The organism is Ureibacillus terrenus (genome assembly GCF_006569205.1).
In the GTDB taxonomy this organism is placed as follows: domain Bacteria; phylum Bacillota; class Bacilli; order Bacillales_A; family Planococcaceae; genus Ureibacillus; species Ureibacillus terrenus.
Genome location: NZ_VIGD01000030.1, coordinates 1 through 11804, shown reverse-complemented (window position 1 = coordinate 11804; position 11804 = coordinate 1). Strand labels below are relative to the sequence as shown.

Annotated in this window: 7 protein-coding genes and 1 pseudogene; all 8 read right to left on the bottom strand. The window is 38.0% G+C overall.

What is annotated here, in order from left to right:
- Positions 1 to 64: 64 nt before the first annotated feature.
- The 8 genes and pseudogenes from FKZ59_RS13735 to FKZ59_RS13700 all read right to left on the bottom strand — a co-directional run bounded on the left by FKZ59_RS13735 (position 65) and on the right by FKZ59_RS13700 (position 11662).
- Entirely contained in the window at positions 65 to 1831 is a 1767-nt protein-coding gene (locus FKZ59_RS13735) for a M48 family metalloprotease (protein ID WP_141603319.1), read from the bottom strand.
- A gap of 246 nt (positions 1832 to 2077) precedes the next feature.
- A pseudogene (locus FKZ59_RS13730) lies at positions 2078 to 3268 on the bottom strand (ISL3 family transposase).
- Positions 3269 to 3416: 148 nt separating this feature from the next.
- Positions 3417 to 3656 (bottom strand): hypothetical protein, encoded by a 240-nt coding sequence (locus FKZ59_RS13725; RefSeq protein WP_062678573.1) that lies wholly within the window; start codon positions 3654 to 3656, stop codon positions 3417 to 3419.
- A gap of 426 nt (positions 3657 to 4082) precedes the next feature.
- Positions 4083 to 4340 carry a hypothetical protein gene (locus tag FKZ59_RS13720; protein WP_141603318.1) on the bottom strand — a complete coding sequence of 86 codons (258 nt, stop codon included), beginning with the start codon at positions 4338 to 4340 and terminating at the stop codon, positions 4083 to 4085.
- A 141-nt stretch (positions 4341 to 4481) separates the two neighbouring features.
- The gene (locus FKZ59_RS13715) at positions 4482 to 5216 is read right to left on the bottom strand and encodes a DUF6426 family protein (RefSeq protein ID WP_141603317.1); all 735 of its coding nucleotides are present in this window, start codon (positions 5214 to 5216) and stop codon (positions 4482 to 4484) included.
- Between the two features lie 638 nt (positions 5217 to 5854).
- Positions 5855 to 8920, bottom strand: a complete 3066-nt coding sequence (locus FKZ59_RS13710) for a type I restriction endonuclease subunit R (protein ID WP_141603316.1) — start codon at positions 8918 to 8920, stop codon at positions 5855 to 5857.
- A 34-nt stretch (positions 8921 to 8954) separates the two neighbouring features.
- Positions 8955 to 10118, bottom strand: a complete 1164-nt coding sequence (locus tag FKZ59_RS13705; protein WP_141603315.1) for a restriction endonuclease subunit S — start codon at positions 10116 to 10118, stop codon at positions 8955 to 8957.
- The gene (locus FKZ59_RS13700) at positions 10115 to 11662 is read right to left on the bottom strand and encodes a type I restriction-modification system subunit M (RefSeq protein WP_141603314.1); all 1548 of its coding nucleotides are present in this window, start codon (positions 11660 to 11662) and stop codon (positions 10115 to 10117) included. Before FKZ59_RS13700 ends, FKZ59_RS13705 begins: the two co-directional genes overlap by 4 nt.
- Positions 11663 to 11804: the final 142 nt, after the last annotated feature.

Genomic DNA, 11804 nt, shown 5'->3' with positions numbered 1-11804 from the left:
AATAATGTGCAAATGTTCGGAAATAATCTGCAAAACCTGGAATAATTCGCAAAGATTTTGCACATTATTTCAGAATCCGTCCGAAATAATTTGAAAAAGGGATTCTGAAATAATGTGCTAATTTACATTTTGGGAATTGACCATGGAGCTGTTGCAGATGCCGTACTCTAACATCTATGCTCGGATGTGTTTTAAAGTATTTAATCGGTCCTTTGACACTTGTCGAGGTGTAGTTAAGTCGTGATAAGGTAAGCAATGCAGAAATCATTCCATTTGTATCTCCCATGTGGAAAGCAGCAAAACGGTCTGCTTCCAATTCATATCTTCTCATATAGAAGCTGCTGACCAACAATAGAACTATTAAATACAATGGAATACTTGTCCAACCAAAAATGGGATGAAAGTAGAGAATGGCTTGAAATGTAATTAATGTTACACATGTTACACCTAGCAACTTAACTAAATGTTTTCTCTTAATATGAGCTATTTCATGCAAAATGACAGCCTCTAATTCTTGATTTTTTAAATTCTCTACTAAATAGTCATATAGGTATAGGTTCTTATGGATATATCCGGATACCATCGCATTAGCTATCCTAATATTCTTAGACGACTGCACGTAAATATTGTTAAAATGGATACCATGCTTTGCACTTAATAAATTGATACGGTCTAATAGTTCCCGTTCCTTTAACTTACGCTTTGGAAGGAGCAAGTTATATATATATGGTGCCGAGATATATGCAACAGTAATAATACATATCTGAACCATATAGGAGGTAATGATGTTTGTAACCATTGAATCAAATTTAGCAATATTAACTGGAATAAAATAAATCACGATATTAACCAAAATAGTGATTACAATGGGAACCACAAGAGGAACAAGCATACTCCATATTTCCGAGACAGGAGTATTGTCCTCTTTGGCAAGTTCTCCGTTTTCAATTTCCTTTATAATACGCTGTTGTAGGTAAATGAAATAAACAATCATAAAAAAAGCACTTATAACAAAAGGACCAAAGGCCAGTAGTACGCCACCAATCCCTCCCAGAAATATTTCATACCCCAGAAACAAGCCCGTCATTATGACATAACCCAATTGTAGGGCAACAAGAAGCAGTGCTGGAATCTGATATTTCTGACTAACACTTCGAACGTTTGCAGGTATCACATGGTTTGTTCTTACATGTTTTCGCAAAAGAGTTCCCATCCAAGTCGTAACCACCATTGAGATAATAGTAAGCAAGATATATATTAGAGTTTTGAGGACGACCTCATTTTCGTTAATATTTCCCTTCAATGTTAAAATTCCCATATTTCGGAATGAGTTTATATCTCCAATGAACTCGTCTTTACGTTCACTTAACAAACTGAATACTGGACGAAAACCTATTTCATTCAAATTTTTACCTTCTTCTGTTCTCCAGTCAATCATTTTATTTGTAAACAATGTCACCTGTACAGGTTGTTTTGCATGAAAAGGACTTGTAATATCCTTAGGTGATACATGTAGGATAAGGTTCTTACCTTCCTTTTCATATAAATCCTTCATGAACAGCGTAATTGTTGTGAAACTTGCACTATACTCAACTCTAGACCTATCAACATGTAATTTTTGAGAAGAAACCAACTCTTTTTCTAATGCATTAGCAGAACCATCATACATCTGCCTAGGCACCTTATATACAATGAAGTTTGTATCTCCAGTCACATGAATTTCAATGAGCAAAGGAGGGGTGTCTGATTTAGCCATTGCAGACGACACTAATTGAAGAAAACTGAAAATAATAACAAAGATGATTAATATACTAGAAGTTTTTTTAATCAAGGTAATAATTCCCTCCCTTAGATATTAGGAAAATATAAGACGGGCACTTATAAAAAGGGGTCTTCACCATTTTCTGTGATTTCTACTCAATCTTAGAAACATGTTAGCTGGATGAAATAGGTTCATCAGTCAGGATCCTTCTTCCGCATACAGACCACGAAGTTGGTAGAATGGAAACAGTCAAGTGCTTTCCTTGACGGGTTCCATTCTACCAACTATCATACCGATAGCGGAAGAAGGGAGTGCTTAGGCAGCCTGACTACCTGTAGTGTTCCCTGTACACTCCAGAAATACACGTAAACGAAACCGTTCTAGATTTCGATAGCCATATGCCCGGCGTTTGATATTTTTGATCTTGTGATTCGTCCCCTCGATTCGGGCATTCGTATATGGGCACAAAAAGTAGGAAAGAATAGGCTCCTTCCACCTTTCAAGCGTGTTGGCTGCTTCCTGAAAAGAAGCAAAAGGGCTCTGTTTGGCTAACTTAATCCATTCTTCCAAGCGTTCCTTTGCTTCGTTATATCCATCGGTTCGGTAAAAATCCAGAAACAACTCTTTCAGATAATAAGCAATGGAAAGTACCGGATACTCCTCCAAGATATCGTCTAATCGAAGCCGTTGGTCCTTACGAAGCTTTTCACAGCCTTTTAAGAGAAGATATCGAGCCTTTTTCAATGGAGAAAATTCCTTTCTTGCTTGATCCAAGGCTTGTGTCACTTTTTGAACCACATGGTACTTATCGATGACAATCGAAGCAGATGGAAACAGGGCGCGAACCGCCTTATGATAAGGTTCCCACATGTCAAGAATCACCGTTTGGACCATTTCTTTCGACAGGCCATTTTGGCTCAACAAGTTGATGGCGGAGTCACATTGGCGATCGGCATGCATTCCCATGACCGATCCGGCTTTGGCATCCATCAATACGGTTTCATACTGATGTCCCTTTTTTACCGCGATTTCATCTAAGCTAAGCACCATTCCTTCTTGAGAAGATGCTTCTATCGCTGTTTGACGCTCTTTTGCTTTTTTCGATGCGATGGAGTAATAAATGCGTTCCAATGTTGTATATGGGATGCGGTGCTTTCGGCTAACCTCTTGAATGGTGGAGCCTTCGCAAAGTTCATACAAGTACTCACAAAATCGATTGGTGTAGTGTTGATTGGGTGGAATCGATTCCAAAGAGGCGGAAAACACTGGGGAACAATTCCAGCACCGCTAGCGCTTTACCTTTACGAACAAGTACACCGGTTGATGGAAAATCGCCAAATCCCGTACTTTTCTTGTCCGTCTGTCGTGGACAGAGGAAGTGGCAAACCCACAATGAGGGCAACGTTCCTGTGTCTCTGTTTTCTCTACATGAATCGCATAACCATAGGAAAGAAGTTCTTGTTTAATCACTTTAAATTCTGGCAATCCTAGTGATATAGAAAGCACTTACGAAACCTCCTTAATGTTTATTTCACCGCTAACATTATTGCCAGGATCTCGTCAGTGCTTTCTCTTTTTTGTCACTAAATCACAAAATTTGGTGATGAACCAAAAAGAAAATAAATTTTATTAAATTATGCGAATTTTATTTGTTTTATTTATTATTTTCTTTTTTTATTTTTTCAATTCTAACAAAATCTTTAAATTGGGATATTAAATCTTTTACACATTGTTCGCTTTTATATTCTTTGTTTCCGTTCTTAACAATATCTAATCTCATATAAATCTGTTTTAATACAGTTTTAGCCTCATCTTCTGTCAAAGAATCAATACTTTTTAAAACTTCATCATATTGCTTTACCGCATTTTCATCGGCTAATTTATTTTCAAACATCATACTCCTCCTTTAATTTTTTTCTTTTATCGGTTATTATTATAAGATAAAAAATCAATTTAAAATATAAAAAATTATTTTTTTTCATTTAGTCATAATATTCCTACTTTAGATACAATTCTTCCCTAATCTTATCATCCTCATTCCTCAACAAAATAAATAAACCTTCTCTAAATCAATCACTTTGATGTTAGTCTAAAAATTGGACACGGAGAACAGGGAGATTATAATAAACTTAATTACAATAGGTTCGAGGTGTCCAATCATGAAAAAGAGAATATTTGATAAGGAATACAAGATTCAGGCTGTTGAATGATGCCTAGAGGGGGATAAATGCTTTTTATAAAAAAATAAGGAGTTGGATCATCATCTTCCAACTCCCCATTTTATGGTGTTACAATCTGAACGTAATTTTTCTTTTCCATCCTATTTGTTATCATTCTTGTTGAGAATGGAAAATAAACCTGTAAATAAGAAAATTAATCCTATCACTCTATAAGAGTCTATATACTCTTCTAACATTTGCAAATATTCCTGAGAATCCACACTACCACCTAATGACCGAAGCCATGATGAAGTTGAAATACTCCCTAATCTAGGGCTGTTTAAAATTAAAAACAATCCAATGACAGCAACTATTAATGAAACAAACCTCATTTTGTTCGGGTCTTTTAAAAAATTCATTTTGCTCCTTCCTCCCTTTTGTTCATATAAACAATACACAAGATAAATTAATTATATTAAAGTTTATACCAAATTAACCACAAAAAAACAGAAGTAAGTTTCATATAGAAACTTACTCCGATAAAAATTCTTTATAAATTATCATTCATAGTAATAAAAGCATACTCCGATTGGTTTGAAAGCATTTCCGTATCCCGCTTTATAATCACTTCCAATAATCGGATCGTACCAAACGTCAAAATTATAAGTTTGGTAATACGGTCTAGCGACTATGGTATATGTTTTCCCTGATGGAACTTTAATTTGATAAGTATCCGAAACCTCGTAAGAACTTGTTACACTAAAACCTAATCCTGCTGAAACCTTTGAAGCACTTATATTTGTGTTAGATGACCATGTAGCATCAACTTTTTCTTTCACAGTCAATGTAGCAGTTGATGGACCCTTATAAGTAGATTGTCTTATTATTGAAACACCGCATGCTTCACCAGTATAAATGTTTTTTAAATAGTAACCAGTTGCCCATTGCGGAGTCACTACAGAATTATTTTTCGAAAGAGATAAGTTTTTTGTTTGAGTGTATGCCACCGAAACACCAACTAGTTTTTTCCCGTCTTGCTCAGGAATAGAAGCTTCTAATTCTTTAAGCACTTCTGGATCCGTTATTTCAACTACCATGTTCCCATTTTTGGATTTAATAACTTTAGATTCTTTAGCTTCATCTAAAGCTTTACTCAATGTCTCATTGGCTTCATTACTTAATAAGCACCCAGGATTTGAATTCTCATTTTCTGCGGAAGCGATGATGCTACCTCCCAATAACAAACCAAAAGTTAGTGAAAAAGCAAGTATCGATTTTAGAAATTTTTTAGTCATTGTTAATTTCCTCCTTACAAAAATCATACTCCCCCCCAAAGCAGAACAGCCAATAAGATCAGCTAATAATTTCTAAATAAAATAGTGTTTTACTATTTTTCCATTAATCCCCCTATTAACCTTTATTTTACAATTAGATTATATTTTGTTCTTACTATAATTGTCAATAAATATCCCCGATTTTTTAAAAATATTTTAAAAATTTGTCATAATAATTCTTATCATCATCTTTTTATCTAATAAAAAAAACTTCCCGTTATAAAATTATCAAGACCTAAATTAAAGAAATATAAGTAAATAAAAGGACATTACATATTGTATATGACTAATATGTAATGTCCTTTCTTATTCAACTAAAGCATCCCGTTAGCTTAAACAAAACGATTTCAAAAATCATCCTTCAACCTTAGTTACAGTAACCCTTGTTTAGTGCAAAATGAAAGTACAGAGTTCTGCAACCAAAAAGTGCAGAGCTTTTCATTATATAAAAAAGACTTGCCAGCCCCTAAAATCCCCTCCGCCACTGTTACGATTGTGAAGAATAAAACAGTGGGGTGATAAAAAGGATGCTGACAATGTCCGACACTCATCATGTCAAACATTTACGTGACAAAGAAAGCGCGATCCTATTCTCGTTGTCACGCATTCATCGGCCAGTCTTTATATTGCTGCTCGGCTTGTTCCATGAATTTGTTTGTTAAGAATTGCAATTGTTGGCCGGTAATTTTTTCTTTCATGAGTACTTGCTTGACGGCTAATTTCACTTTGGCGTAGACATCTCGACGGTGAGGGCTTGTCCAGTCTACGGCTAATTGTTTCTTTAAGGCTTTGACCACCTTATGGATTAAACTAGCAAGAAACTCGTTTGAGAACGCTTCCTGCTCCATAGCAGTAATCGCTTTGTAAAATTCAATTTCTTCCTCTGACAATCCCAAATCGTGTCGCTTGCGCATTTCTTCTTCCATTTCTTTGCGCATGTTAATCATAACCCTGACCACATCGGCAGCCTGAATGACACGATTATGATAATCCCTTAACGTTTTCTCTAGAAGTTCGCTTAACGCCTTTGACTGTGGGCTTCCTTGGCTAAATGTCACTTTAATTTGGTCCTCTAAAAGTTTTTTCAGCAACTTTAAGCGCAAGTCTACATGCTCTTTTTTCGTTAAATCTGCCAAGAATGCATCATCCAATATGCTGATATCTGGACGTTCAATTCCTGCTATTTGGAAAATGTCAACCGTTTCTTTCGCTAATAGACTATTGTCAATAAGTTCTGATAATCGCTCTTCTAATGTTTTGTTTTCCTTAGATCCCCCAGTTGACGGGCGTAAATGTTTGCGAAGCTGTGCTTTCATCATGAAATAAAGCATGACTTCATCTGCAAGTTCAAGCACTTCCGGCTGATGCTTCACCAACTGATACGATTTTTCCAGTTTGGTGGCTGCTTGGATATATTCCTCGGGATCTCGGTTTAAAAGAATGTTAACAAGATCTGCAATGAAGTCTTCGCGCTCTATCTTTGGTTTTGCGCGCCAGTTTTGCACATCAATCTTGCTTGGAATAAATCCTCTTACTGCCTTCAGATGATCCATGAAGATATTAACGGCCTCGGAAATATCATAAGTAGGACTTCCCGTGCCGCCACTTTGCGTATATTTATGAGTTGCTTCTTTCAGGGAAGTGGCGATACCAATATAATCAACGACGACTCCACCTTCTTTTCCCGGAAACACACGGTTTACACGGGCAATAGCTTGCATAAGATTGTGTCCCCTCATTGGCTTATCGACATAAAGGTAAGAAAGCGGTTTGGCGTCCATTCCTGTCAGCCACATATCGACGACAATGACAAATTTCAAAGGGTCTTCTGGGTCACGAAGTTTGGCTTTCACTTCTTCTTGCTCTTTTTTCGACTTAATATGCGCATATTTGCTTCCCGGTGGAACCTCTCGCCACTCTTTAGGATCCTTTGATACGTCCCCTGTCATAATCACTTCAACAGGAGGGCATTCAGGAATTTCTCTTAGATAGTTATACAAATCCACCGCAATGCGCCGGCTCATGCAGACAATCATCGCTTTTTGAAACGGATTGGCGACTTGGTTAAAATGTGATACGATATCTTTGGCTAAACGACGGAGCCGTTTTGGAGTACCGACGACTTTTTCCAGAGCGGCCCATTTTCTTTTATAGTTCTCTGACTCTTCATCGTCTCCCCCTGCTTCTTCGATAATTTTTCTGTATTTTTCATCAATGTCCCCAGCGGATAAATCAAGCGGAATTAGGCGGCTCTCATAGTAAATGGGCAATGTCGCTTTGTCTTCGACCGCCTGAGCCATATCGTAGCGGTGGATAATATGTCCGAAAATTTCTTCTGTATTGTTATCAACAAAATCGACCGGGGTTCCCGTAAATCCAATATAGGAAGCGTTCGGCAAAGCATAACGCAACTGAGCGGCAAATCCGCCCGCAAAACCGGCTTGGGTGCGATGTGCTTCATCGGCAATCACAACAATGTTTCGTCTTTCCGATAAAACAGGGTGTCGGGTTTCTCCTTCTTTTTTACGGAATTTTTCAATAGTGGAGAAAATAATTTGTCCCGCTTCCCCTCTCAGTAATGTCCGCAGCTGTTCGGTACTTTCCGCGTGATGCACATGGCCGATGTATGATTTCCCTTGCACAAACGTATCATGCAACTGTTCGTCTAAGTCATTGCGATCCACTTGAATGACAATAGATGGATTTTCCATTTCCGGATGGCGAGACAAAATTCCTGCGAAAAATAACATGCTTAGCGATTTGCCCGAACCCGTTGTATGATACATTACCCCGATTTTCCGGTCCCCATCCGGACGCGTCGCACGGATCGCTTCATTGACAGCGAAGTTTACGCCAAAAAATTGGTGATATTTCGCGCCGATTTTTGTAATTTTGCTTCCTTCCTCCAAAAAGACAATAAAATTACGAATATAATTTAGCAGGCGGTCTTTTGGAAATAATCCTTCAATCAGCGTGCGCATCGTATTGGCGCGGTTGTTATCGACATTTCGCCCATCAATCGATTTCCATGAAGCAAAGAAATCGTAATCGGCAAACGGCATCCCATGCTTCGTTTCCACGTTATCGGAAATGACAACAAAAGCGTTGTAGTTAAATAATTGCGAAATATCATACGTATAGTTTTGGATTTGGGTATATGCATCATAAACAGTCGCCTGCTCGTTGTTCGGATTTTTCAACTCAAATACAATCAGCGGCAAACCGTTAATATATATAACGATATCTGGCCGGCGGGACATGCGCCCTTCAATCGGCAATTGATTGACCACTAAAAAATCGTTGTTCTCCGGATGTTCCCAATCGATTGGGAAGACATGAGGCGTGTACGTTTCATCGTTTACCTCATAAGAAAATTCAAGTCCTTTCGTCAACATTTGGTGAAAATGCATATTTCGGTTAATCAGTTTTACCCCATCCGGCGCCGTCAAAATTTGAGCAAGCCTTTTGATTTCTTGTTCCGGTATGGCCGGATAAGCCTTCTTTAAGAAGGCTTCCAACCGACCGTAAAGAACTACTTCGTGAAGACTGTCCCGCTCTCCACGCTGAAACAATTCCTGCGCATGAAGATAGTCATAACCTAACCGTTTTAAACGTTCAATCGTCGTCTCTTCAAATTCCGTTTCACCTAGAGGTCTCGTTGCCATGCTGCTTGCACCTCCTAGTCGAATGTAAGTCTATTTAAAGCACTTCTTCTACTTGCTTTTCTGCTTGAGATACATCAATTTCACCTGATAAAAGGCGGGGGAGAAGATAATCCCTGACACTTTGAAGATGTTTATTTTCGCCTATATTAAAAGTAATTTTTTTAAAGAAATCTGAAATATAATGTTCAAACCTAGACAAAACATGTTCCGGTGGAATCAATATTTTTTGCTTGTAAACAATGTTCCTGTTTATTCCCGGTACAGCAGAATCACTACCTAATGAAGAAAGGTTCTTATTTTTTAAGACCATATATACATAAAACAAATTTATTCCTTTCTTGGTCACAACATAAAAAGTAGTATCAATCGGGTAAAAATCTTCATCAACCCACATAACTGTACCTACATTTCCTTTTCTCCCCACTACTACTCCCGGACCACTAACTAAACTTTCGTTATGATAACCGACAATCCCACTTGAGCCATAGACAGGTATATCACCTTCTTTTCTATCCGATTGTTTTAATGCTTTTCCATAAGCAAGATCAATTACTTCCCCTACTTCTCTAACATCCCATCCCTTTGGAATCATCCCTAATTCCGACTCCACAAACTCCCCGTCTTGAAACGGTCCAAAATCAACAAACCAATGCTTGTAAAGCGTCATGGCCATTTCTTCGAGAGTTTTGTTCATCCGAATATTAATATCGATTTTATCGTCTATTGTTTCGAGTATCTTACCTATTCTTTCCTGTTCATTGACATCTTCAGGTATACTTATCTCTAGATTCTGAAGCACTTTCCAATCAGCTCTTGGCATTTTTGTACCACTTGAAGAAGCTGTAGCAAGATCAATCATCTCTTGTGAAGCCATTAGATAAAACAAGAAAGTTTGATTGAACTTCCTAGGATTTTTACTTGTTAATACAAGAATATCGGTTGAACATACGCCATTAAATTTAGGTCTTACTACTTTACGAAAATATGGACGTAATTTCCCAAATAAAATATCTCCTTTTGAGAAATAACTTTTTGTACTCGTTACTTCATTTGATTTTCCAACACTGATTAACCGTAATGTTCCTTGACCTATATGTTCTAACCCAATATAAGGTAAAACCTCATCAGGTTTGGGTTGATATGACTCTCTTTTTAGTTCAACAATATCTCCTAATTTCACTTTAATCCAATTACTCACAGTAATTCCTCCAAGTCCCTCTTAATCTTTTCTTGAAGGCGATTCGATTCTTCAAATTGTTCCAAGAGACGCTGTGTTAATTCAGCCATTTTTTCTTCAAATGGTATATCATCCTCATCTGATACTTCTGTTCCAACATAAATTCCCGGTGTCAATTTGTAGTCATTTGCCTGTACTTCTTCAATTGTTGCAACTTTACAGAACCCGACAATATCTTCGTATCCTTCTGCCCCTTCGTATTTGTAGGCACGATAAACGGCTGCGATTTTATCAATTTCCTCTTTAGACAGCGCTTTTTGCTTGCGGCTGACGAGCGTTCCCATTTTACGGGCATCGATAAACAAAATTTCATTTTTTCGCGCCCGATAGCCGTTTTTGCCGTCACGGTTTTTGCTTAAAAAGAATAAGCAGCATGGAATGCCTGTGGTAAAGAACAATTTTTCAGGCAATTGAACAATGCAGTCAATATATCCTTCGTCAACTAATTTTTGACGAACTTCTTTCTCTTCTTTGACATTCGTGGTCATCGCTCCGTTTGCCATGACAAATCCTGCGGTACCCGTATCGTTTAAATGGTACAGAAAGTGCTGCATCCACATATAGTTCGCATTGCTGTTTGTAACTGGTCCGATTAAGCGCGGGTCATTTTTTGATAAACGATCTGCTCCCCAGTCTTTTTGGTTAAACGGCGGATTGGCAATCACGTAATCGGCCTTTAAATCAGGGAACTGATCGTTTAACAGCGAGTCTCCTAAACGAATTTCCGCATTGATGCCATGCAATAAAACGTTCATTTTTCCAAGACGTACAGTCGTTACCACATTTTCTTGCCCGTAAAACGAAAGTGCGTGTTTGTTTGGCGCATATTCTTCACTTTGTATAAACATCCCGCCGCTGCCGCACGCTGGATCAAACACAATCCCGCTTTTCGGCTCCAGCATGGCAACAAGCAGTTTAACGATACTGGATGGCGTAAAGAATTCTCCGCCTCTGTTGCCTTCGGAAGCGGCAAAAGAACTAATAAAATACTCATATGTACGGCCCAATATATCTACACTGTCATCCGTATTGGCGCTAAATACATCACGGGAAAAAATTTCTATTAATCCCGCCACGTTTTCAGGTGGTAAGTTCGAACCTTGGTAAATTCGCGGCAATATGCCTTCCAGTTCTGGGTTTTCCTCTTCAAGACGCTTCATCGCGTTATCAAGAATCTCTTTAATATTAGGCTGCTTGGCGTTTTTCATAATATAAGACCAACTTGCTTCTTCAGGCACTACAAAGACGTTTTCCGCCTTATATTGATCCGGGTCGGTGATAATGATTTGCCGCATTTCATCATCTTCCGTATACCAATCGCTGCTTGGATCTTTTACGATTTGCTCTAATTCTTTTCGACGCTTTTCATACTTGTTAGAAAGGTAGCGCAAAAAGATTAACGGAAGAACATAGTGTTTATAATCAGCAGGAGCCACACTCCCGCGCATTTTATTTGCTGCCTCAAACAAATCCTTCTGAAAATCGATGTCTGCTTTTACAGTCATACTCTGCCTCCTGTCAGTTAAGTCCATATAATTGTGTAAAAAGGGAAATAGAAAAAGAGCCATGTTGCTTCCCCTTTGGTAGAATAAACAGTGGACCAAAAACACCAAACATAAGGAGGAATGCAACCATGGCTCAATATCA